The sequence below is a fragment of the Cellulomonas sp. P2_B4 genome (assembly GCF_056404795.1).
Genome location: NZ_JBFUDI010000004.1, coordinates 277,443 through 299,326, shown reverse-complemented (window position 1 = coordinate 299,326; position 21,884 = coordinate 277,443). Strand labels below are relative to the sequence as shown.

General features: G+C 72.1%; 18 protein-coding genes. 10 read left to right on the top strand and 8 right to left on the bottom strand.

Annotated features, from left to right (window positions below):
- Nucleotides 1-157 precede the first annotated feature (157 nt).
- Together AC1DZC_RS09295 and AC1DZC_RS09290 are read left to right on the top strand one after the other, a co-directional pair.
- Nucleotides 158-322 (top strand): hypothetical protein, encoded by a 165-nt coding sequence (locus tag AC1DZC_RS09295; RefSeq protein WP_477043052.1) that lies wholly within the window; start codon nucleotides 158-160, stop codon nucleotides 320-322.
- A gap of 182 nt (nucleotides 323-504) precedes the next feature.
- Nucleotides 505-855, top strand: a complete 351-nt coding sequence (locus AC1DZC_RS09290) for an MmcQ/YjbR family DNA-binding protein (protein WP_477043051.1) — start codon at nucleotides 505-507, stop codon at nucleotides 853-855.
- A gap of 226 nt (nucleotides 856-1,081) precedes the next feature.
- On the opposite strand, the gene AC1DZC_RS09285 is transcribed toward AC1DZC_RS09290, so the two are convergent.
- Nucleotides 1,082-2,191 carry an LLM class flavin-dependent oxidoreductase gene (locus AC1DZC_RS09285; protein ID WP_477043050.1) on the bottom strand — a complete coding sequence of 370 codons (1,110 nt, stop codon included), beginning with the start codon at nucleotides 2,189-2,191 and terminating at the stop codon, nucleotides 1,082-1,084.
- A 119-nt stretch (nucleotides 2,192-2,310) separates the two neighbouring features.
- Here AC1DZC_RS09285 and AC1DZC_RS09280 point away from each other — a divergent pair, with 119 nt between their 5' ends.
- Complete coding sequence (locus AC1DZC_RS09280) at nucleotides 2,311-3,666, top strand: alpha-amylase family glycosyl hydrolase (RefSeq protein WP_477043049.1); 1,356 nt, start codon at nucleotides 2,311-2,313, stop codon at nucleotides 3,664-3,666.
- Between the two features lie 273 nt (nucleotides 3,667-3,939).
- Here AC1DZC_RS09280 and AC1DZC_RS09275 read toward each other — a convergent pair whose 3' ends face one another.
- Both AC1DZC_RS09275 and AC1DZC_RS09270 read right to left on the bottom strand, forming a co-directional pair.
- Entirely contained in the window at nucleotides 3,940-5,928 is a 1,989-nt protein-coding gene (locus AC1DZC_RS09275; RefSeq protein WP_477043048.1) for a glycosyl hydrolase family 28-related protein, read from the bottom strand.
- Nucleotides 5,929-6,107: 179 nt separating this feature from the next.
- Nucleotides 6,108-7,586, bottom strand: coding sequence for a glycosyltransferase family 39 protein (locus AC1DZC_RS09270; RefSeq protein ID WP_477043047.1), 1,479 nt, complete (start codon nucleotides 7,584-7,586; stop codon nucleotides 6,108-6,110).
- Between the two features lie 77 nt (nucleotides 7,587-7,663).
- Here AC1DZC_RS09270 and AC1DZC_RS09265 point away from each other — a divergent pair, with 77 nt between their 5' ends.
- Nucleotides 7,664-8,974 carry an NAD(P)/FAD-dependent oxidoreductase gene (locus AC1DZC_RS09265; RefSeq protein WP_477038264.1) on the top strand — a complete coding sequence of 437 codons (1,311 nt, stop codon included), beginning with the start codon at nucleotides 7,664-7,666 and terminating at the stop codon, nucleotides 8,972-8,974.
- An 18-nt stretch (nucleotides 8,975-8,992) separates the two neighbouring features.
- On the opposite strand, the gene AC1DZC_RS09260 is transcribed toward AC1DZC_RS09265, so the two are convergent.
- The 4 genes from AC1DZC_RS09260 to AC1DZC_RS09245 all read right to left on the bottom strand — a co-directional run bounded on the left by AC1DZC_RS09260 (nucleotide 8,993) and on the right by AC1DZC_RS09245 (nucleotide 15,270).
- Nucleotides 8,993-10,531, bottom strand: a complete 1,539-nt coding sequence (locus AC1DZC_RS09260) for an outer membrane protein assembly factor BamB family protein (protein ID WP_477043046.1) — start codon at nucleotides 10,529-10,531, stop codon at nucleotides 8,993-8,995.
- Nucleotides 10,532-10,540: 9 nt separating this feature from the next.
- The gene (locus AC1DZC_RS09255) at nucleotides 10,541-12,007 is read right to left on the bottom strand and encodes an outer membrane protein assembly factor BamB family protein (protein ID WP_477038266.1); all 1,467 of its coding nucleotides are present in this window, start codon (nucleotides 12,005-12,007) and stop codon (nucleotides 10,541-10,543) included.
- Between the two features lie 4 nt (nucleotides 12,008-12,011).
- Complete coding sequence (locus AC1DZC_RS09250; RefSeq protein ID WP_477043045.1) at nucleotides 12,012-13,520, bottom strand: outer membrane protein assembly factor BamB family protein; 1,509 nt, start codon at nucleotides 13,518-13,520, stop codon at nucleotides 12,012-12,014.
- 112 nt (nucleotides 13,521-13,632) lie between these two features.
- On the bottom strand, nucleotides 13,633-15,270 hold the full coding sequence (locus AC1DZC_RS09245) for a glycosyl hydrolase family 18 protein (protein ID WP_477043044.1): 1,638 nt from the start codon (nucleotides 15,268-15,270) through the stop codon (nucleotides 13,633-13,635).
- 326 nt (nucleotides 15,271-15,596) lie between these two features.
- Between AC1DZC_RS09245 and AC1DZC_RS09240 the strand changes: the two genes are divergently transcribed.
- From AC1DZC_RS09240 to AC1DZC_RS09220, 5 genes are all read left to right on the top strand, one after another.
- On the top strand, nucleotides 15,597-15,833 hold the full coding sequence (locus tag AC1DZC_RS09240) for a hypothetical protein (protein WP_477038269.1): 237 nt from the start codon (nucleotides 15,597-15,599) through the stop codon (nucleotides 15,831-15,833).
- Nucleotides 15,834-15,862: 29 nt separating this feature from the next.
- Nucleotides 15,863-16,354 (top strand): NUDIX hydrolase, encoded by a 492-nt coding sequence (locus tag AC1DZC_RS09235; RefSeq protein WP_477043043.1) that lies wholly within the window; start codon nucleotides 15,863-15,865, stop codon nucleotides 16,352-16,354.
- Between the two features lie 100 nt (nucleotides 16,355-16,454).
- A complete protein-coding gene (locus AC1DZC_RS09230) occupies nucleotides 16,455-17,144 on the top strand; it encodes a DUF2510 domain-containing protein (RefSeq protein ID WP_477043042.1) in 690 nt (229 codons plus the stop codon).
- A 66-nt stretch (nucleotides 17,145-17,210) separates the two neighbouring features.
- Nucleotides 17,211-17,771, top strand: coding sequence for a sigma-70 family RNA polymerase sigma factor (locus AC1DZC_RS09225; RefSeq protein ID WP_477043041.1), 561 nt, complete (start codon nucleotides 17,211-17,213; stop codon nucleotides 17,769-17,771).
- Nucleotides 17,768-19,240: a hypothetical protein gene (locus AC1DZC_RS09220; RefSeq protein ID WP_477043040.1), complete on the top strand. Its 1,473-nt coding sequence runs from the start codon at nucleotides 17,768-17,770 to the stop codon at nucleotides 19,238-19,240. The genes AC1DZC_RS09225 and AC1DZC_RS09220 overlap by 4 nt, the downstream gene beginning before the upstream one ends.
- Nucleotides 19,241-19,246: 6 nt before the next feature.
- On the opposite strand, the gene AC1DZC_RS09215 is transcribed toward AC1DZC_RS09220, so the two are convergent.
- A complete protein-coding gene (locus AC1DZC_RS09215) occupies nucleotides 19,247-20,998 on the bottom strand; it encodes an APC family permease (protein ID WP_477043039.1) in 1,752 nt (583 codons plus the stop codon).
- 189 nt (nucleotides 20,999-21,187) lie between these two features.
- Here AC1DZC_RS09215 and AC1DZC_RS09210 point away from each other — a divergent pair, with 189 nt between their 5' ends.
- Entirely contained in the window at nucleotides 21,188-21,880 is a 693-nt protein-coding gene (locus tag AC1DZC_RS09210; protein ID WP_477038275.1) for a rhomboid-like protein, read from the top strand.
- Nucleotides 21,881-21,884: the final 4 nt, after the last annotated feature.

The following is a 21,884-nucleotide window of genomic DNA, read 5'->3' as shown; positions in this document are numbered from 1 at the left end:
CACGTTCCCCGGATGCCGACAACCCGCCACCCGCTGCGACCTCGACCACATCACCCCCTACAACCCCACCTGACCCGGCGCCGACCAGACCCACGCCGACAACTTGCATGCCCTGTGCCGCCACCATCACCAGGCCAAGACCAAGAAACACTGGAACGTGCACCGCAACCCCACCACCGGGGTCACCTGGTGGACCAGCCCCGACGGCATCACCTACGCCCGACACCCCACACCACTCCTCATCGACCCCGACACCCTCACCTGCCCACCACCCGGACGACGACGACGCCACCAGGACGACGACGAACCACCACCCTTCTAGCAACCGGCCAGCGTCCTGACGCACCACTTCTCGAGGCTCAGCCCTGCCACGGCCCGGGCGCTCCTGCTCACGTTCCGACTAAGCCCGGCCCGACTAAGGCACCGCCGACTCACCTTCCGAGGTGACAGCTCGTTGCCGCCTGGTCCGTGACCTCTGTCGGCGGCAGACGGTTGGATGGGTGGATGGACGAGGGCGATGCGCGGAGGGCGGTTCTGGCGCTGCCTGAGGTCACCGAGCGCGAGAGCTGGGGGCAGCCGGCCTGGTTCCACCGGAACATGGTCGCGAGGATGTGGGACGGCGAGCGGCTGACGGTTCGGGTAGAGGACGACGGCGAGCGGCTCGCTCTCGTGGAGCAGATGCCTCGGCTGTACTCCACGACCGACCATCACACGGGGACGAACCTGGTTCTCATCCAGCTCGCGACGGTCGACGCAGAGACCCTGGAAGCTCACCTCGCCGAGTCGTGGTGGTGGGCCGCTCCCCCGGTCCTGCGCAAGCGGTACCCGCACCTGGGGCCGACCGACGGGGACTGAGGTCGGGACAAGGACGAGAACCGGCTCGCGCCGGTTGAACTGGGCGGGGTGCTCGCGCCCGGACGGAGCGGTTGAGCTGGGCAGGTTTGCGCAGCCGCACGGAGGGGTTGAGCTGGGCAGGTTTGCGCAGCCGCACGGAGGGGTTGAGCTGGGCAGGTTTGCGCAGCCGCACGCAGGGGTTGAGCTGGGCAGGTTTGCACAGCCGTAGGGAAGGTCCCGCCGTGAGCTACGCCGGCTGCGCCGCCGTGCGGAGGGCGACGCGCGGGAGGACTTCCTCGCCGACGCGGTATGCCTCCTCGACGTGCGGCCAACCGGAGAGGATGAACTCGTCGAACCCGACGGCCGCGAGCTCGACGAGGCGGTCGGCGACCTCGTCGTGGCTTCCGACGAGCGCGGTGCCGGCGCCCTCGCGCAGGAGGCCGATCCCGGCCCAGAGGTTCGGGCCAACCTGCTGGTCGAAGGCGGACGCGGCGCCGGCGAGTCCTTGGGTCAGGCTCGTCATCCGTGCCTGGCCGACCGACTCCATCGTCGTGAACCGGGCCTGCGCTGCGGCTCGGGCGTCCGGGTCCATCCCGGCGAGCAGGCGGTCGGCCTCGGCCCACGCCTCGTCGGCCGTGTCGCGACTGATGACGTGCAGGCGGACACCGAAGCGCGGGCTGCGGCCTAGGGCCGCCGCGGCGGCGCGGACCCGGGTGACCCGCTCGACCAGCGCGGGGATGGGCTCGCCCCAGGCGAGGTAGACGTCGGCGTGCTGGGCGGCGACCGCCTCGGCGGCGGGCGAGGCACCGCCGAAGTAGACGTCCGGACGCGGCGCGGGCAGCGACGGGAAGCCACCGTCGGCGACCGTGTAGTGCGGTCCGGAGTGCGAGAGGTTCGTCGGCCCCCAGAGCCCGCCGAACACCTCGAGGAACTCGGCGGTCCGTGCGTAGCGCTCGTCGTGGCTGAGGGTGTCGCCGTAGGCGCGCTGCTCGGCCGGATCGCCGCCGGTGACGATGTTCACCGCGAGCCGGCCGCCGGACAGGCGCTGGAACGTCGCCGCCTGCTGGGCAGCCAGCGTCGGGAGCAGGAAGCCCGGGCGGAACGCGACGAGGAACCGGAGTCGCTCGGTCAGCGGCAGGAGCGCCGCGGTCGTGATCCAGGCGTCCTCGCACGCCGCGCCGGTGGGCGTCAGGACCGCGTCGAAGCCCGACTGCTCGGCCGCCCGGGCGATCTGGCCGAGGTAGGCGAGCGACGCGGGGCGGGTCAGGACGCGCCGCGCGACACCTGCCGCGGCGACGACGTTGGCCACGTGCCGCCCGTCGCCGTTGGTGGGGAGGAACCAGTGGAAGGAGCTCATGTCGACCTGTCCGGTTGCTGTGGGAGACGCGCGCATCGTCGTCGTGCGGCCGGGTCAGGACAAGCGGGGGGTCGCGGCGTCTCATCGCTCGGATGCAGCACCCGAACTAGGTTGGACGGATGAGCGACCCAGAGCAGAGCGTGGCGCCGACGCGTGAGCCCGGTTGGGTGCGGCACGCGATCTGGTGGCACGCGTACCCGCTGGGGTTCGTCGGGGCATACCCGCAGTCCGGCGGCCCCGGGAACGGTGCGACGCCCGACGAGCACAAGCTCAGACGGATGGTGAGCTGGTTCGACCACGTGATCGCGACCGGGGCGTCGGGGATCGCGCTCGGGCCGGTGTTCGCGTCGGAGTCGCACGGCTACGACACTGTCGACCACCTGCTGATCGACCCGCGGCTGGGCACCGACGAGGACTTCGACGTGCTGGTCGACGAGGCGCACCGGCGCGGGCTGAGGGTGCTGCTCGACGGGGTGTTCAACCACGTCGGACGCACCTCGGCGATCGCGCGCCGGTCGGTCGAGGCGGCGCAGGGACGGTCCCAGGACGAGGTGTGGCTGCTGCGGGTGGACGGCGGCGGCCCGACGGACTTCGTCGACTTCGAGGGGCACGGCTCGCTGGTGACCCTCGACCACGGGCACCCCTCGGTCGTCGACTACGTGGTCCGCGTGATGAACCACTGGCTGGACCGCGGCGCGGACGGCTGGCGGCTGGACGCGGCGTACGCGGTGCCGACGAGCTTCTGGGCGCAGGTGCTCCCGCGCGTGCGGGCCGAGCACCCGCACGCGTGGGTCGTCGCGGAGGTCATCCACGGCGACTACGCCGGGTTCGTCAGCGAGTCGGGCGTCGACTCCCTCACGCAGTACGAGCTGTGGAAGGCGATCTGGAGCTCGATCGAGGACAGCAACCTCTGGGAGCTGGCCTGGTCGCTGAAGCGGCACGACGAGTTCCTCGACTCCTTCGTGCCGCTGACCTTCGTCGGCAACCACGACGTCACGCGTATCGCCAGCAAGATCACCGACCCGCGCCACCTGCCGCACGCCCTGGTGGTCCTGCTCACGGTGGGCGGCACGCCGTCGATCTACGCGGGCGACGAGCTGGGGTTCCTGGGCGTCAAGGAGGAGCGCGAGGGCGGCGACGACGCGGTCCGGCCGGAGTTCGCCGCGGACGGACCTGCGGCGCAGCAGCGGGACGACCGGGCCGCCGAGATCCTGCGGTTGCACCAGGACCTTATCGGGCTGAGGCGGCGGCACCCCTGGCTGCACGACGCGCGGACGACGCAGGTGGAGCTGTCCAACACCCAGCTCGTCTACGAGGTGCGGTCCACCGACGAGGGGACCGACGACGCGCTCGTCGTGGCGCTCAACATCGGGGACGAGGAGCTCGGGCTCCCGGCCGGCGAGGTGCTGCTCGCGAGCGGCGACGTCTCGCGCGGCGCGGTCGTGGCCCACGGGTGGGCCGTCGTCAAGAAGTAGGGCTCGAGAAGTAGGGCTCGAGAAGTAGGGCTCGAGAAGTAGGGCTGCGAAGTAGGGCTTCAGAAGCAGACGACTCGAGCGAAAGGGTGGCGCACCGGCTCTCCCGTGGTCGGTGCGCCACCGGTTTCAGGGCGGATCAGGGAGATGCGCGGCGAGGCGACGTCGGAGGGGGCGTCGCCTCGCCGCGCAGGACCAGCCGGCGGCGAGGGTGCGGACTCGCCGCCGCTGGCCGGACAGGTGGCGGGACGGGGATGCCGCCCCGCCACCCGAGGATCACCAGGCGGAGGGAGCCGGGGGCACGACGACCGGCGGACGGTCGTCGCAGGTGATCGTGTTGGGCAGCTCCCACGGGGCGAACCACGGCCCGGTGGTGCCGCCACCGTCGTTGCCGCCACCGTCGATCGAGGACCACTCGGACCCGGCCGACGTGAAGTGGAACGTGCCGCAGTTGTTGATGCCGACGGCACCGACGTTGCGGGCGTCCACGTTCTCGAACGTCGCGGACCCGGCCACCCGAGCACTGAGCACCGAGGTGCCGGTGCCGTCGACGCGGATGTCCTTGAAGTGCACGTTGGTGATCGAGTACAGGTCCTTCACGGGCCAGTCGGCCACCAGCATGATCGCGTTGTAGGTGTTGTCGAGGAAGTGGTCGCCGACCACCTGGATGTCCGCGTCGATGTTCTTCTCGAGCGCGAAGAACCAGATGGCGCCGAGGCCGATGTTCCAGTTCAGCTCGTAGGTGCCGGCGCGGACGGTCGTGTTGTCGGTGATCCACAGGTGCCCGGCGAACGGCTCGGCGCCGAACCGGGAACCGACCTGCAGGGCAGAGCCCTCACGCAGCGGGTCGGCGATCAGGTTGCCGGACACCGTGTTGTCGGTGCCGCCATAGATCGCGATGCCGTTGGCGAGCGTGGGCGTCTGGACCGTGTTGTGGTCGAACGTGTTGCCGGCGTTGCCGACGTGCTCGGACCACATGGCCAGACCGTCGTCCCCGGTGTTCCGGACGAACGTGTTCCGGACGGCCGAGTTGGTGACGCCGGTGTGGAAGTTCACGCCGTCGGCGATCTGGTCGACGATCACCGAGTTGGTGATCTGCACGTTGTTCATCGGCCCGTCGAGCCAGACGCCGACCTTGGTGTGCTGGATGTACAGGCCGTCGATCGTCGAGTCGCTCAGCGCGCCGCCGACGCCGTTCACCTGGTCCGTGTCGATGCGCTCGCGCACGTCGCCGCGGATGGTGAACCCGGACAGGTGCACGTTGTGGCTGCCGCCGACGGACGCGTCCTTGCCGTAGAACCCGACGCCGGTGTGCACGGAGCCGTCGGGTGCGGGCGTGGCCAGGGCCACCTCCGAGCCGCGGATGACCGTGTACCAGCTGCCGGCGCCGATGATCGTGACGTCGTCGACGATGATGTGCCGGTTCACCTGGAAGACGCCCGGCGGCACGTAGACCGGCAGGTGCGCCTTCTTGGCGAACGCGATCGCCTTGTCGAACGCGGCCGCGGAGTCCTTGCGCCCGAACGGGTCGGCGCCGAAGAGCAGCACGTTCGCCGCCTTGAGCTTGATCGTCGGCAGACCCACGACCTCGGAGTCGAGCAGGTCGATGACGGTCCACGCGGCACCGGCCGACGCCGTGAGCCGGACCTTGGAGCCGGCGCGGTAGGTCTGCCCGAGCAGCACGCGCTGCTCGTCGTAGAAGTGCATGGGTCGGAACGGGGTCGTGATGGTGGGCGTCGGGGTGGTCGCCGCCGGCACGCAGCCGCACTCAGTGATCCACCAGTCGGCGTGCAGCAGGCCCGCGTTCGGGTCGTTCGAGAACGGGTACTGGTTGTACAGGTACGAGTACTGCGACGTGAGCGTGGCGGTCGTCGCGCGGCCGCCGTTCACGGCGATGGACAGCGGTGCGGTGATGCCGCCGCCGTTGGGGGCGTCGGGCAGCGCGTAGCGGACGGTGAGCGCGTTGGCGGTCTTCGGCAGCGTGAACTCGACGTACTGCCCGGGTGTGAGCTTGACCGCCTTCCGGCCCGACGCCTCGGCGGGGAGCGTGTAGGCGGTGCGGTCGGGGCCGATCACGGTGCCGGTGGTGGCGGCGTTCTCGGCCTCCTGCTCGACGAAGCCGAGGTCGGCGCCGCGACCGGCGACGAGGGACGGGTCGAGCGCCGCACGGGTGACGGGGGTGGGCGGCGCGGGGGCGGGCTGGGCGGACGCGGCCGTCGCGGGGGCGACGAGTGCGATCGCAGCGAGCAGGGCGGGGACTGCCAACACAGATCGTCGAACGGGGGTCCTCACGGGAGCGCCTCCTTGCGCAGCCGGGACGGCGTCGGTGGGGAACCGCGCCGCATATCGGACACACCGTAGGGACTCGACGATATGTGAGACAAGACCGAATGGCGAATTGCAAGAACTTACGTTCACTACGCAAATCCATGCGCAGACGGAGGCTATGCGGACAGGTGAGTCACCTGCGGCCACACCGACGACCACGTCCCGTTCGGACCGTCGCAGACCTGGACGACGCCGTCCTGCTCCTCGTTGTCCACGCCGAACCCGTTGTCGACGGTCGCGACGACCTCGCAGCCGACCGCCCAGGCGGGTGCGCCGTCGTAGCCGACGAGCACGAAGGGACCGTCGGACCCCGCGGGTGGACCCCAGGCCGCGTACCCGTTGTGACCGCTGTAGACGGGCACGTCGAGGCCGTACCACTCGAGCGCTCCGGCCTCGCCGTAGTTCCCCGTGACGACGTGCGTGGCACCCGACGCGGCCACCGCGTCGTCGACCGTCGCGACGAGCTGCGGCCAGCCGATCATCTCGACCTGGTCCTCGTTGATGTCGGCGAAGAACGAGTCCCCGAACGCCCGCTCGGACAGGACGGGCAGCCCCGCGGGCCACACGAGCAGCCCGCTCAGACCGATGACCGCACCGGCCACCACGACGCCGCGCGTGCTCCACCGCTCGACCAGCCCGCAGGCACCGGCGGCGATGAGCACGGGCACGGCGCCGACCACGTAGTAGGCCTTGCCCCCGGTCACGAAGAACACCACGACCAGGAAGACGAACGCCCACGCCAGCGGCTTCGCGCGGGCCAGGGACGGGACGCGGAACAGCCGGACGAGCCCGTAGATCCACAGGGCCGCGGTCACCGGGCTGAACTGCACGAGCAGCAGCCCGAGGAACGACAGACGTTCGACCAGGCCGCCGTACTCGGAGCGGATGTCGGCGGCGAGCTCCAGCTGCGGCCACCCGTTGGTCGCCTGCCACACCAGGTTGGGCAGCCACAGCACCAGCGCGATCGCGACGCCGCCCCACGCCCACGGCGAGCGCAGGTGGTGCCGCACCTCGGGCGTGAGCGCGACGCCGACCACCAGGCCGACGAGCAGGAACGCGACCAGGTGCTTGTCCTCGAGCGCCAGCCCGGCCAGCAGCCCGACGACGAGCCAGCCGCGCGGGCGGTCGCGGCGCAGGGTCCACAGCGCGGCGTACACCAGCGCGACCCAGAAGAGGGTGTCGATCGTCGTCGTCGACAGCATGTGCCCGAGGATCGCCGTGACCACGCCGCAGCCCGTCGCGACCATCGTCAGGACCTGCGCCGCCGTCCCACCGCCCAGCTCGCGCGCGGTGAGCGCCGACAGCACGACGACGCCGGCCATGGCGAGGGCGGGGACCACGTGCAGGGCCACCAGGGAGCCCGGCGCGACGAGGTCGGCGAGGTGCGCGAGCAGCGGCGTCAGGGACGGCTGGTCGGGGTAGCCCCAGGCGAGGCGGCGGCCGGCGGCGAGGAAGTAGAGCTCGTCGCGGTGCGGACCGTAGCGGGACGCGAACGCGACCAGCACCGCGAGCAGCAGACCCGCGGAGACGAGCACCCACGGCCACGCGACGGGAGGCAGCCCATCCCGACGCCGACCGGCGTCGGTGGCGACCACACAGGGAGCGTAGCGAGGCGCCCGGAAACAGGACATAGCGGCTACGGTCGCTCCTGGGGGTAGAGCAGGAGGTGGAGATGAGCACGCGTCCGCACGTCGTGGTCGTCGGCAGCGGGTTCGCCGGCTTCTTCGCGGCCCGCACGCTCGAGCGGCTGATCCCGCCCGGGGCGGCCGACCTGACGATCGTCAGCGCGACCGACCACCTCTGCTACTCCCCGCTGCTGCCCGAGGTCGCGGCCGGGCGGCTGGACGCGCGACGGATCGCGATCCCGCTGCACTCGGCCCTGCGACGGGCACGGATCGTGCAGGGCCTGGTCGAGTCGGTGGACACGATCGACCGGACGATCGACGTGTCGTGCGACCTGGCCGACCCGCTCGTCCTGCCGTGGGACCGGCTCGCGATGACCGTCGGGTCGGTGACGCGACGACTGCCCACCCCCGGCATGGAGGACCACGCGCTCGGCCTGAAGACCCTCGTGCAGGCCGTCTACATCCGCGACCACGTGCTGCGGCAGATGGAGATCGCCGACGCCACGGACGACCTGGCCGAGCGACGGGCCCGCCTCACGTTCGTCGTGGTCGGCGCCGGGTACGCCGGCACCGAGACCGCCGCGCAGCTGCAGGTCATGACGCACGCGCAGCTGGACCGGTTCCCGCGGCTGCGCACCGAGGACGTCACCTGGCTGCTGGTCGACGTCGCGCCGGCGGTGCTGCCCGAGCTCGGCCCGCGCCTCGGCGAGTTCGCGCTGGACCAGATCCGGGCGCGCGGCATGCAGGTCCGGCTCAGCACGTCGGTCACCGAGATCGCGCCCGACCACGTGATCCTGTCCGACGGCGAGACGATCCCCTCCCACACGGTGCTCTGGACCGCGGGCGTGACGCCGCCGCCGCTCGTCGGGACGCTCGGTGACGCGGTCGAGCGAGGTCGGCTCGTCGTCGACTCCCAGCTCCAGGTGCCCGGGGAGCCCGGCGTCTGGGCGGCGGGCGACTCGGCGTCCGCCCCGGACCCCTACGACAAGCAGCACCGTGCCTACCCGCCGACCGCGCAGCACGCGCAGCGGATGGGCGTGGTCCTCGGGCACAACATCGCGGCAAGCCTCGGGCACGGGGAGCCGATCGAGTACCGGCACCACGACCTCGGGCTCGTGGCCGACCTCGGACGACGCAGCGCGGTGGCGCGGCCGCTCGGGATCCCGCTGACCGGGCTGCCCGCGAAGATCGTCGCGAAGGCCTACCACCTGTACGCGGTCCCCTCGATGGCCAACCGTGCCCGCATCGCCGCCGACTGGGCGCTCAACCTGGTCAGCCGGCCGGTGCCCGCGCAGCTCGGCCTGGTGCAGCCGGGCCAGGCGCGGTTCGCGTCCGCGGAGCACACGGCCGGGCACTGAGTCGCAGCACGGCGGGAGTCAGCCGAACCGCACGACCTCCGTCGCGTTGCCGAACGCATCCGTGCGCACGCCGAGCAGAGCACCACCCACGGGGTAGTACGACTCGATGCCGTCGGGAACCCGGGAGCGCCAGTCCGTCTCGCCGGTCGCGGGGTCGAGCGCCACGAGGTCCCCGATGCGGCCGTCGCTGGCGTTCCTCAGGGTGACGAGGAGGTGGTGACCGTCGGTCATGAGCTCGCCGAACATCGAGCTCTTCGGGGACGGTGCCGTCCAGAGCTTCTCGCCTGTCCGACCGTCGACCGCGGCCAGGCCGTCCGTGGTCTGGAGGAAGACCTTGCCGCGCATGACGAGCGCACCGGGGAACTGGTAGTCAGCCACGACCTCCGACGTCCACCGCCCGTCGCCTGTCTCGGCGTCCCGACCGGTCAGCACGGTCGTCCCGCCACCGCCGTCGGACGGGGCGACAACCGCTGCGACGAGCAGCAGATCTGGCAGGCTGCCGTCGTCGAAGGTGGGGACGACCGGATCCCCGTCGAAGGCGAAACCCGGGCGGTCGTCGGCCAGGACGACGCTCGAGGAGAGGCCCGGCTCGCCCTGCGAGCTGAACACGACGCGGCCGCTCCCCGGCAGCTCCTGGAACTGTCCGGCGCGTGGTCCGTCGGACCCTCCGACGAGCTCGTCGTCGGGAGATCGCCCAGTCGCGTCGAACAGCTCGGAACCACCGTCGAACCCGAAGACCGCGAGGTAGTCGCCGACGCGGTACACGTACGGCGGCCAGCTCGAGGACCACCCGACCACGTCCCCCGCGGGCGGTGGCACGCGTGCCGTCCAGCGCTGCTCACCCGTCGACAGGTCCCGGCCGTCCAGCGTGATCCCGGCGTCGGCGTCGTAGGTCGCCAGGACGGCGACGTCGTCGAGGACGGCCAGCGAGCCGCCGTCCGCCGCCCACTGGGCGACCGGCGAGCCGTCGGCCGTGTCGACGACGCGCACGAACGTCTGCGTCGCGGGCACGTCGGTCACCTGACCGTCCTGGCCGTACACGACATAGCCGTCGCTGACGAGGCACGCGAGGCGTGCCGGCTCGGGTCCGACGGTCGTCGGTACGCACTCGGGAACGGACGCGCCGTCCTGTGCCATGGCAGCCGCGCGACCAGGGTCGGGGCCGAACAGCTCGGTCGTCCAGAGCACCTTGCCGGTCGCCAGGTCGCGCGCGACGAGCCGTTGCGAGCCGTCGTCGTCGTCGACGGACGGGCCGAGCAGTGCGCCGCCGACGACGACCACGCTCCACAGGGCCTGTCCGACCGCCTGCGACCGCCACACGACGGGCAGCGTCTCGTGCACGGGCGCGAGGATGCCGGGGACCTGGGCGAGCCGTGCGACCGCGGCCCGTTCGCGTGCGTCCGCGACGAGCTGGACACCCACCACGCCCAGGAGCACGGCGGCCGCGACGGCCGGCAACCACCATCGGCGTCGCCCCGTGCGCCGCGCGGGTGAGGCGTCGACCGGCCCGGGCCCGTCATCGAGCTCGACGTCCTGCATCCCACCCCCGCGCGCCATCTCGGGAATCTAGCCGAGGACGGCGACGCCGTCTGTCGTCAGGCCGAGAAGCACCCGATCGACCGACGTGCTCGACCGGATGCCGTCGGGCAGCGGTGCGTGCCACACCGGGTGGCCGTCGTCGAGGCCGTACGCGACGAGCTCGCTGCGGTCCTCGCCCGCCACGGGCTGGTCCGCGACGAGGATCGTGGAGCCGTCGGTCGCGAGCGATCCGGGCACGTGGCCCGGGGTGACGGTCGAGCGCCAGACGATGGACCCGGTGCGGCCGTCGAGCGCCACCGTTCCGGTCATGGTCGGCACGTAGACGCGACCGCGCAGGACGAGCGCCGAGCCCGTCGCGATCTCGTCGGCGGTCCAGCGTGGCTCGCCGGTGCGCGCGTCCCAGCCGCGCAGCGACGAGTCCGAGGTGAGGACGAGGTCGGGCACCGAACCGTCGTCGACCGCGACGTCGAGGAAGTTGCCCGGGAGGTCGACCTCGTCGCGACCCGTGCGCACCAGCGTCGAGCGGACCTGCCCGGACTCCGTGGTGCTGAGGAGCGCCAGCACGCCTGTCGCCTCGTCGTACCGGTACCCCGCGATGGCCGGGATCGGCTCGCGCACGAGGTCGCCCGACGCATCGAGGAGCGCCACCGACCAGCCCGGGTTGGTCACGCCGACGAGGTCGCCCGCGGCGAAGACCTGGACCGCCGAGGTGAACGCCGCCTGGCTGAGGTCCTCGCCCGCGCTGGGCGGCGTGTAGTGCCAGCGCCGCTCGCCGGTCAGCAGGTCCTGCCCGGTGACGCCCGAACCCGGCGCGGACAGGACGACCAGACCCGCGGCGCCGGAGCCGTCCGACGCGTAGGAGGCGGGGCGCACGGCCATCGACGTCGCGCCGGTGGCCTCGTGGTCCGCGACGATCCGGCCGTCGCGCGTGTCCACGACCACGACGCGGGTGGTCGTGGCGGGGACGACGGCCGGGCTGCTCGCCTTGTCGAAGTGCTGGAAACCGTCGCTGACCAGGCACGCGACCTGGTGCTCCGACGCGGACGCGCACCGGCCGGCGACGCGCCGGTCGAGCGAGAGCGCACGGGACGCGTCCGGACCGAAGATCGACGTGGACCACCGCTGGTCGCCCGTGCGCTGGTCGACCGCGAGCACCGACTGCGACCCGTCGTCCGCGACGCTGAGCCCCACGAACGCGCCGTCCGCGACGATGCCCTCGAGCACGAGCCCGGACAGCGCCTCGGGCGGTCGCCACAGCACGCCGACGTCCGAGCCGACCGGTGTCACGACCCCGGGCACCGCGGCGAACTCGGCCACGGCGGCGCGCTGCCGGGCGTCGAAGAAGGCCTGGGTGCCGACGAGGCCCGCGGCGGCTACCGTCGCGACGGCCGCCAGCCACCACCAGCGCAGGCGTCTGCGCGGTGGTGGTGCGACAGGCAGGACGGGAGGCCGGGTGTCCTCGAGCTCGACCGTCTGCATCCCGTGCCGGCTCATGGCCTCATCCCGCGTCCGGGCCGCCGAGGACGACGGCCTCGTCGTCGGAGGCCGAGACGAGCAGGTCGCCGCGGACGGTCACCGGACCGAGCAGGGCCGTGGTCCCGGTGCTCCAGGTCCGCTCCCCGGTATCGAGCGCGAACGCGTCGAACGTACCGACCGTCTCGCCGATGGCCGGCGAGTTGGCGACGATCAGCGACGTCCCGTCGGTCAGGAGCGTGGGGGTCTGGTCGAGCGTGCCCGCGTTCGCGGTCCAGACGAGCGCCCCGGTGCGGCCGTCGAACGCGAGCACCTCGCCCTCGCTCGCCCCGCTCAGGCAGATGACGAGCCCGTGGAGCACGATCGTCGGTCCGCCGACAGGCCCGTCGGACTCCCAGAGCGGGTCGCCGCCGGCCGCGTCCCAGGCCCGCATCGTCGAGCCGTAGGTGAGCTCGAGGCCCGGCAGGCTGCCGTCGTCGACGGACCGCTGCAGCAGGTACCCCGGCACCACCGCGTCGGGCCGGCCGGGCCGCACGATCGTCGTCGTCGGACGCCCCTCGCCGAACCCTGTGAGCAGCTCGAGCCGATCGTTGCCGACGACGACCGGCGTCCCGTCGAGCACGGCGGTCCGCTCGCGCACCACCTCGCCGGCCGACGACAGCAGCGTCACCTGGCGTCGGGCCTCCTGGACGCCCACCCGGTCGCCGAGGCGGAACAGCCGGAAGCCGCCGACGTCACCGGCGGGGTCGATGCCTGGCGGCGGCGAGGTGCGGCTCCAGACACGGCCGCCGGTGAGCAGGTCCTGCGCGGTCACCTCCGCATGGCCGTCGCCCCCGGGTGCACCCAGCACGACGAGGCCCGGCAGGGTCATGAGGTCGATCGCGGCCGGACCCAGCCGGTCGGAGACGACGCGCCCGTCGGCGGTGTCGACGACGACCACGTGGGACCGCTCGGGTGCGCGCACGTAGGTGGTGCGGTTGCGGTCGCCGATGCTGACGACGGCGTCCGAGCCCAGGCACGCCACCAGCACCGGGTCGCCGTCGGAGGCCGACGGGACGGTCTCGCACGCGCTGCGGGTGGCGACTCCGCCGCGCAGCGCGAGCTCGGGGTCCGGTCCCCGCAACGGCGCCGACCACTGGCTGCGGCCGTTCGCGGCGTCTACCGCCTCGACGCGCTGCGACCCGTCGAGCGCGGTCCGCACCCCGACGACGCTGCCGCCGACGCTCACGGACCGGTCGACGAGCTCCAGGTCCCGCTCGTCGACGCGCCACAGAGGGGCGACGTCCGCGTCGATCCCGTGGACGATCCCCGGCAGCGCCTGGATGCGGGCTTCGGCGGCGGCATCGCGGTGGAGCAGGACGGCCTGCGTCCCGACGAGCGCCAGGACGACTGCGGCGGCCGCCGGCAGCAGGACACGGCCACCGCGTCGCACCGCAGCGGAGGCGCGCGGCGAGGGCACGTCCGACGCGCGGACGTCGTGACGAGCATCGTCGTCGAGGAGCTCGACGGACTGCATGCGGCTGCGATGCCCCATCCTCGGAGGCTAACCCGGTGGACGGTGGCACGGCCCGTCGAGGGTGGGTGATCCAGGCGCACCGAGGCCCGGCCGCCAGAGGGGGCGACCGGGCCTCGGTGGAGCGTGGGGCCTACTTCAGCCCGTTGGACACGGCGGAGACCAGCTCGCCGTTCGAGGTGTCGCCGGACAGCTCCCAGAAGAAGCTGCCGCCGAGCCCCTTGCCCTTGGCCCACGACATCTTCCCGGCGATCGTGCTCGGGGTGTCGTAGCTCCACCACTCGGACCCGCACTTCGCGTACGCGGTACCGCCGACGGTTCCCGTGGCTGGGCACCTGGTCTTGAGGACCTTGTAGTCCTCGATGCCCTGCTCGTACGTGCCGGACGCCGGGCCGGTGGCCGAGCCGCCGGGTGCCGACTGCGTGACGCCGGTCCAGCCGCGGCCGTAGAAGCCGACACCGAGCAGGATCTTGCTGGCCGGGACGCCCTTGCTGATGAACTTGTTGATCGCTGCCTCGGAGTTGAAGCCCGCGGTCGGGATGCCCGGGTACGACGTCAGCGGCGAGTGCGGCGCCGTCGGGCCGGACGGGTTGAACGCGCCGAAGTAGTCGTACGTCATCGGCATGATCCAGTCGAGCTTCTGCGCGCCGGTCGCGTAGTCGGCGAGGTCGATCTTGCCGCCGTTGCTGCCGTCGGCCGTGACCGCCGCGGTGACGAGCTGGGAGCTGCCGAACTTGTTGCGCAGCGCGGTGATGACCGTGTTGAACGCGGCCGGACCGCTCGAGTCGCACTGCAGGCCGCAGGCGTTCGGGTACTCCCAGTCGATGTCGATGCCGTCGAAGACGCCGGCCCATCGCGGGTCGTTGACCAGGTTGTAGCAGGAGCTCGCGAACGCGGTCGGGTTCTGGGCGGCCTGCGTGAAGCCGGCCGACCAGGTCCAGCCGCCGAACGACCAGATGACCTTCAGGCCGGGGTGCTTGGCCTTGAGCTTCTTCAGCTGGTTGAAGCTGCCCCGCAGGGGCTGGTCCCACGTGTCGGCCACGCCGTCCACGCTCTGGTCCGCGGTGTAGGCCTTCTCGTAGTCCGCGTACGAGTCGCCGACCGAGCACTGCCCGTTCGTCGTGTTGCCGAACGCGTAGAGGATCGCCGTCAGCTTGCTCGCGGCGCCGCTCGTCTCGATGTTCTTCACGTGGTAGTTGCGGCCGTAGACGCCCCACTCCGCGAAGTAGCCGACGACCTTCGCACCGCCGGGCGGGGGCGTCGTCGGAGGAGTCGTGGGAGGCGTGGTCGGCGGGGTCGTCGGGGGTGTCGTCGGCGGGTTGGTGGTGCCGCCGCCGTTCACCGAGACGTTCGTCGCGGCCTTGAACGGACCTGTCCCGACGTAACCCCAGGTGATCGAGGCGCCGGACGCGAGCGTGCTGGCCCAGCTCTTGTTCACGGCCTTGTAGTGGTTGCCCGACCGTGTGACGTCCGCGTCCCACGAGCTGCTGATCGTCGCGCCGGACGGCAGGTCGAACTCGAGCGTCCAGCCGTTGATCGTGGCGGACGTGCCGTTAGTGACCGTCACGGCGACCTGGTGGCCGGTCCCCCAGTCGCCCTGGGACGTGAAGGTCGCCGTGACGCTGCCGGCCGCGGAGGCCGACTGGGCGATCAGGAGGGTCGCGATGAGGGTGGTCACCGCGGCCAGGGCCACGGTGACCAGCGCGGGACGCCGTCGTCCGGTGCTCGGCCCGGGCCCTGCGCCAGGAGGGGTCTGTCGGGTGGGTGCCATTGTGCTCGTCCCCTGTCCATCGTCGTTGCGTGGAATATGTAAGGAGTGTGTACTAATGGTTCATATCGGACGCTAACGGTCTTCACCCGGTGCACGCAACGGCTCCCGCGAGCGGCAGGTGGCACCACCTGTTCGAACACAATTCCCAACAAAATTGGACATCGGTCCACGTCACAACGCGGGATGTATCCCCCGACGAGGCCCACCGCCCTTGTAAGACGAACAACTTTCTCCTCGGCCGACCGGGCGAACCTTCCGCGTGTCGGTGCGATTGCGGGGCCGAGCAGCCGAAAGATGGAGGAGCAGGCGGAGGCGAGGGAGCCGACATGACGGTCACCGACGAACAGCTCCAGGTGGACCCGGAGCTCGAGGCGCAGGTGCGCGCCGAGCACGCGCACGCCACCTGGTTCGAGCTGGCCAGCGCGACGGCCAGGTCCCACCGCGAGTACGACTCGGTCCGTCGCCAGCACGACGACGAGGTCACCGCCCGCGCCCGCGGCCGGCTGCACGTGCTGGAGCTGATGCTGGGCGCGGAGACGGAAAGGCTGCACCCGCACGTCTGAGCGTCTGAGGCGCCTGACATCCTGGGGCCATGCCCACACCGACCAGTGCAGGGATCCTGCTGTTCCGACGAGTCCCCGGCGCCGGCCTCGAGGTCCTCCTCGGTCACATGGGCGGGCCGTTCTGGGCGCGCAAGGACGCCGGCGCCTGGACCATCCCGAAGGGCGAGCCGTCGCCCGACGAGGACCCGTACGCCGCCGCCCTGCGCGAGTTCGAGGAGGAGCTCGGCGCGCCGCCGCCGGTCTCCGACGTCCCCGACCTGCCGCTCGGCACCATCCGGCAGAAGTCCGGAAAGCTCGTCACCGCGTGGGCCCGCGAGGGTGTGTTCGACCCCGCCCGCGCCGTCAGCAACACCGTCGAGATCGAGTGGCCGCCGCGGTCGGGGCGCCGGATCGAGGTGCCCGAGATCGACCGTGTGGGCTGGTTCGCTCCGGCGGAGGCCGTCGCACTCGTCGTCAACGGGCAGGGCGAGCTGGTCGAGCGGCTCGTCGCGCTCGTCAACGGGCAGCGATCGACGCTCTGACGTGCAGTGATGGGCGGAACGGGTGGATCCTGCCGATTCCTCAACTCTTGGGCGACTCCGGTCGATAGTCCAGATGAGATCGTCGAGGGGCGGTGCGTGGATGGGCAAGGCTGCGAAGGAGGGGCGACCGAGCATCGGTTGGCTCCCCGACCTCGACGCCACGCCGGCCACCACCCACCGGCAGCCGGGGTGGTACGCGGATCCCGCAACGGCCGGCCAGCTGCGCTACTTCGACGGCGCCGCGTGGACCGACCGGATCCAGAGCACGCGCCCGACGCTCACGTCGCGACCGCCGGCACGGCGTCTGGCCGTCGTCGCGAGCGCGACCGTCGCCCTGTTCGGCACGGTGGCCGTCGGCGCGATCTGGCTGCAGACGCCCGACCGCGCCCACGCGAGCGTCTCCGGCGTCGTCGTCCACGAGGAGCCCCAGAGCACCCCGATCGCCACGGAGCCGACCGACCCGACCGCGACCCCGCCCGCACCCACGGGCGCCACGCTGACGTGCGGGGACCTGTACGCCGACGTCATCAGCGAGGCGCGCGAGCCGCTCCCGGGCCACCCCACGATGTCCATCGTCACGCTGCGCGACACGTCGGTCGTCGAGGACCACTACGCCGAGCTCGTCGCGGGCACGCTCGCGATCCAGCCGGACCAGACCGAGGCCGTGGTCCTGACGTGCCGGGGCGTCGCGACCGCGACCGACGGCGACGACTACCCGATCGAGTTCTCCGGCGTCGTCGACGCCGACCGGAACTGGTCCGTGCACGTCGAGGACGCCCCGGCCTCGTAGGGTCCTGCCCAACCGTTCCGGCGCGGGCTCCGTTCTCCTAGGGTCGGACGACAGACCGGGGGGCACATGAGCGCGCGCTGGGAGGGGCTGCTCCAGCAGCTCGTCGAGGAACGATGGCCACGGCTGCTGGCCCGCGCGACCCTGGTCGCCCCCAGTCCCGCCGACGCCGAGGACCTGGTGCAGGACGCACTGGTGGCGACCTTCAGCAGCCGCGCACGGTTCACCTCGCTCGGCCAGGCCGAGCAGTACGTCCGGCGCGCAATCGTGACCCGGTCCATCGACAAGGCGCGCACGGCGGCCAGCGAGCGCCGGGCCACCGACCTCGCGGCCGCGCAACCGGTCCCCGTCGAGGAGACGACGCTGCCCGGGCTGGAGCGCGACGTCGTCGAGGCGCTCGGGCGGCTCACCCCGCGGCAGCGCGCCTGCGTGGTGCTGCGCCACCTCGAGGACCTGTCGGTCGCACAGACCGCCGACCAGCTCGGGCTCAGCCAGGGTGCGGTCAAGCGCTACACGTCGGAGGCCGCCGCGACCATGCAGCGGCTGCTCGGCGCCACGACGACCGACGACGACCGGTCCGAGGTGCTCCTGGTCACCAGGGAGCCCGGACGGCGAGGGGAGCAGTCATGACCGACCTGGGGAAGCTCCTGGGATCGACCGAGGCGAGCATCGAGCGCGTCCACGACGGCGCCCGTCCCGCCGCCGGCCCGCTCGCCCGGACTGTGCGACGCGTCCGGCGCCGGCGCGCGGTCCGGCACGCGGGTCAGTCCGTGGCGGGGCTGGCACTGGTCGGGGCCGCCGGCACGGTCGTGTGGCTGGGCGGTCGGGACGCCGACGGACCGGCGCCGGCCGTCACGCCGACGGTCACCGAGGCGCCGACGCCGGCTCCGACCCCGGCGCCGACCAGCACGTCGACCGCCTCGACGGAGACGATCGGCCCGTTCGCGACTCCCCTGCCCGTCGAGCCCGGCCTGTTCGAGAGCACGACGCGGGACTGGATGCTGACGACCAGCCTCGACACGGACCCCACCAAGCCGGTCACCGACCTCACCTCGACCCGGCTCCGGCTCGAGCTCGTCGGCCCCGACGCGACCCCGCACCAGATCCTGGAGTTCAACGACCGCACCTGGATCTCCGTGCACTCGTGGCGGGCAGGGCAGCCGATCGCCCTGGCCTCCGTCAGCGTGCACGACGAGGCCGACACCCTGGGCTGGCTCGACCTGCGGACCGGGGTCCTGACACCGATCCAGGGTGTGAACGCCGCGAGCGGCCTGGTCGGCACGACCGACGACGGCACGGTCTGGCTCTCTCCGCCGCCTGTGCCGGCCGACCTGTTGAGCAGCACCGGCGGACGGCCGATGCCCTACCGGCTCCTGACGGACTCGCAGGAGGGGGAGATTCTGGGCACGGAGACCACCCTGACCGTGCGCGACACCGACGGCACGGTCCGCGATCTCGGCCCGCTGCACGTCGGACCGTACGGCGTGAGCCTGAGCCCCGATGGCCGCTGGGTCACGGGGACCTCGGCGGCGGGCGTGATGGTCGTCGTGGACGTCCGTACCGGGACGTCGAGCCCGGTCACGTCGCTGCCCGCCGACCGCCCGTGCACGGTCCCGGGGTGGTCCGGGCCGAGCACGATCCTGCTGAGCTGCGCGTCCGCGGACGGCACCTCGTACGACCTGCTCGGCGTCGCTGCCGCTCGTCCTACCCGCCCCGCGGTGCCCGTCGGCACCTCCGAGTATCCGCTGACCTACGCGACCGTCCTGGACGACGGCCGCACCGGGGTCACGTTCGCGACGCAGGAGGGACCGTGCGCCCTCGGCGGCGACCCGGCGATCCTCCAGGACGGCGCGGTGGTGCCGCTCACCGGGCAGTGGGGCCGCTACGACCACGGCTACCTGGCCCAGTTCTCCGGCACCGGCGTCGTCACGCAGCTCAACGCCTGCTACGACGGCACCGGGAAGGCCGGACGAGAGCGCACCGTCCGAACCGACCTCGCCACCGGCGCGATCACCGAGCTGGGCGGCCCGGGTCCCGTCGAGACGGCCCTGCCCGACGGCTGGATCCGCTCGCCCAGCTACTTCCTCCCGCCGTCCTGACGGGGATCAGACCGGCCGKCCGCCCTCCGACGGTTCCGTCGGCTCCGGCGGTTCCTCGCCCGTCGTCGTGACCGCGGTGGCCCCGGGCGGGAGGTTGGACAGGTCGGGGGCGATGACGATGCCCGGCAGGCCGGAGTCGGGGAGCCGGAACGCGGACTCGGGGATCGTCGCGGGACCGGCAAGCACCAGGTCGTGCGCGCCCCGCATGGGGAGCGTCTCGCCGCGGAAGAACGCCGGCTGGCGGATCCACCAGACGATCATGAGCACCAGGCCGATGAGGATGGCCACGACGCCGACCACGGCGACCGCGCCGATCCCCAGGATCGTCACGTTGTTGTCGTTGTCGTCGGTCAGCCAGTCCGGCGCGGCGAACTGGATCAGCGCGTAGACGAACGCCGCCAGCAGGATCAGCCCGCCGAGGGACGGAAGGACGCCCTGCATGAAGAAGTCGCGCGGCTTGTGGTGCAGCGTCCGGCGGTAGAACCAGCTGCACGCGAACCCGGTCAGGCCGTAGTAGAACGCGATCATCAGTCCGACCGACCCGATCAACGCGGTCAGCAGGTTCGGGCTGATCAGCGTGAACAGCAGGTAGAACACCATCGAGACGATGCCCATCGCGATCGTCGAGACCCCGGGCGTCAGGTACTTCGGGTGGATCTGCGCGAACGCCTTGGGCACCGCCTTGTACGCGGCCATCGACAGCGTCGTGCGGGCCGTCGGCAGGATCGTCGTCTGCGTGGACGCCGACGCGGACGTCAGGATCGACGCCGAGAGCAGGAGCAGCGCGATCTTGCCGAGCCCGGAGTCCCCGAACAGGGCCGGGCCGATCGCCGCGAAGACGTCGTCGGCGTTGTCGGGGTTGCCCAGGCCGATGCCGGTGGTCCCGACGCCGGCGAAGGCGACGGCCGCGGTGGAGACCAGGACGTAGGTGACCAACAGGAGGACGGTCGACAGGATCGCCGCGCGCCCGGGGGTGGTGGTGGGGTCGTCGGACTCCTCGTTGACCGACACGGCCGTGTCCCAGCCCCAGTAGATGAACACCGCGGTGAGCAGGGCCGGCGCGATGACGGTGGACACGTCCAGGCCGCCGGGCCAGAACCAGCTCCACTGCGGCGTCAGCGAGTAGGACTCGCCGTTGCCGGTGTAGACCTTGGTCAGCGCGACGACGGCGAACATGATCAGGACCAGCACCTCGATGGACAGCAGCGCGTACTGGATGCGCGCGGAGACCTCGATGCCGCGATAGCAGAGGTACGTCATGACGGCGATCCACACGAGCCCCACGGTGGTCGTCGCGGCCACGCTGGTGTCCAGCCCGCCGGCGGCGTCCCAGCCGAGCTCGCCCAGGAGCGTGAACGTGTACGAGCCCGCGATCTGCGCGAGGTTGGCCATGACGATCACGTCGGCGGCGATGATCCCCCACCCACCGAGCCACCCGGTGATCGGGCCGAACGCACGCGTGGCCCAGGTGAACGTGGTGCCGCAGTCGGGCTCCGCCCGGTTCAGCTCCTGGTACGCGACGGCGATGAGGTACATGGGGACGAACGCCAGCAGGATGATCGCGGGCGCCTTGACGCCGGCGAGGATGGCGCCGCCGCCCGCGACGACGAACCCGAGGCTCGCCGCGAGGCTGTAGGCGGGAGCGGTGGACGCGGTGCCGACGACGACGCTCGAGACGAGCCCGAGCGCACCGCCCTTGAGTCCCTTGCCGGTCTCGGGAAAGCCCAGAGGAGCGGCGTCGGTGGCGGGAGCAGACACGAAACCTCGCAAAGGCACAGGCCCGAGGCATCGTTGCGTCGGGCAGGTTTGACCGAGCGGATTCGTTGCGTTGTGTTGCCGAGGGAGCAGAGATCGCTCGTCCATTGCGCGTCCAACCACGGAAACCGTAGCGGTCGCGCCTGCCCACGGGAAGAGGTCCGGAACCCAGGCGCACCGTACGGTGCACTCATGACCGACCGGCCGTTGGGGACGCTCGTCCGCGACGCGCTGCGCGACGTCTGGCGGACGGTCCGGCGCGCCGACCTCGCGATCGCCTACTGCGCGGCGGTCACCGCCGTGACGCTCTGGGTGCAGGTGCAGTCGCCCGCGCGGCAGGCGGAGATCCTCGACCGGGTCAGCAGCAACCTCACCAACCTGCGGTCCGAGCCGTTGGTGTCGATGCTCGGCAGCGCGTTCGTCGTCGAGAGCGTCGCGGGGCTCACGCTGGTCGTGCAGCTGCTGGTCGTGCTGGCCTACCTGCAGCGGTTCGTCGGCCGCCTCGCGTCGCTCGTGGTCGGGCTGGCCGGGCACGTCGGGGCGGGCCTGGTGGTCGCGGCAGCGCTCACGACGGGGATCTTCCACGGTTTCGTCGACGACTCCGTCGCCGAGGCGACCGACGTCGGCGTCAGCTACGTCATGGCCTGCGCGATGGGGTTCCTGGTGCTTGCCGTACCCCCGCGCTGGCGGTGGTGGTACCTGGCGGCGACGGCCCTCTACTGGCTGCTGCCGGGCGCGTTCCTGCGCACGTTCACCGACGCGGGGCACGCGACGGCGCTGACCATCGGGCTGCTGCTCGCGCTCGTCGCGTCCCGTGCCGTCGCGGCCGACCACCGGTCTCGCGCGCGAGGCGAACGCGGGATCGACCCGCCCGAGCTGCGCTGAACGC

Coding starts and splice junctions, on each gene's coding strand:
- AC1DZC_RS09255 (WP_477038266.1), bottom strand. CDS start 12,007: ATGAGCCGGCACGGGATGCAGACGGTCGAGCTCGAGGACACCCGGCCT.
- AC1DZC_RS09225 (WP_477043041.1), top strand. CDS start 17,211: ATGAGCGCGCGCTGGGAGGGGCTGCTCCAGCAGCTCGTCGAGGAACGA.
- AC1DZC_RS09240 (WP_477038269.1), top strand. CDS start 15,597: ATGACGGTCACCGACGAACAGCTCCAGGTGGACCCGGAGCTCGAGGCG.
- AC1DZC_RS09235 (WP_477043043.1), top strand. CDS start 15,863: ATGCCCACACCGACCAGTGCAGGGATCCTGCTGTTCCGACGAGTCCCC.
- AC1DZC_RS09250 (WP_477043045.1), bottom strand. CDS start 13,520: ATGGGGCATCGCAGCCGCATGCAGTCCGTCGAGCTCCTCGACGACGAT.
- AC1DZC_RS09230 (WP_477043042.1), top strand. CDS start 16,455: ATGGGCAAGGCTGCGAAGGAGGGGCGACCGAGCATCGGTTGGCTCCCC.
- AC1DZC_RS09285 (WP_477043050.1), bottom strand. CDS start 2,191: ATGAGCTCCTTCCACTGGTTCCTCCCCACCAACGGCGACGGGCGGCAC.
- AC1DZC_RS09210 (WP_477038275.1), top strand. CDS start 21,188: ATGACCGACCGGCCGTTGGGGACGCTCGTCCGCGACGCGCTGCGCGAC.
- AC1DZC_RS09260 (WP_477043046.1), bottom strand. CDS start 10,531: ATGGCGCGCGGGGGTGGGATGCAGGACGTCGAGCTCGATGACGGGCCC.
- AC1DZC_RS09280 (WP_477043049.1), top strand. CDS start 2,311: ATGAGCGACCCAGAGCAGAGCGTGGCGCCGACGCGTGAGCCCGGTTGG.
- AC1DZC_RS09265 (WP_477038264.1), top strand. CDS start 7,664: ATGAGCACGCGTCCGCACGTCGTGGTCGTCGGCAGCGGGTTCGCCGGC.
- AC1DZC_RS09220 (WP_477043040.1), top strand. CDS start 17,768: ATGACCGACCTGGGGAAGCTCCTGGGATCGACCGAGGCGAGCATCGAG.
- AC1DZC_RS09290 (WP_477043051.1), top strand. CDS start 505: ATGGACGAGGGCGATGCGCGGAGGGCGGTTCTGGCGCTGCCTGAGGTC.
- AC1DZC_RS09245 (WP_477043044.1), bottom strand. CDS start 15,270: ATGGCACCCACCCGACAGACCCCTCCTGGCGCAGGGCCCGGGCCGAGC.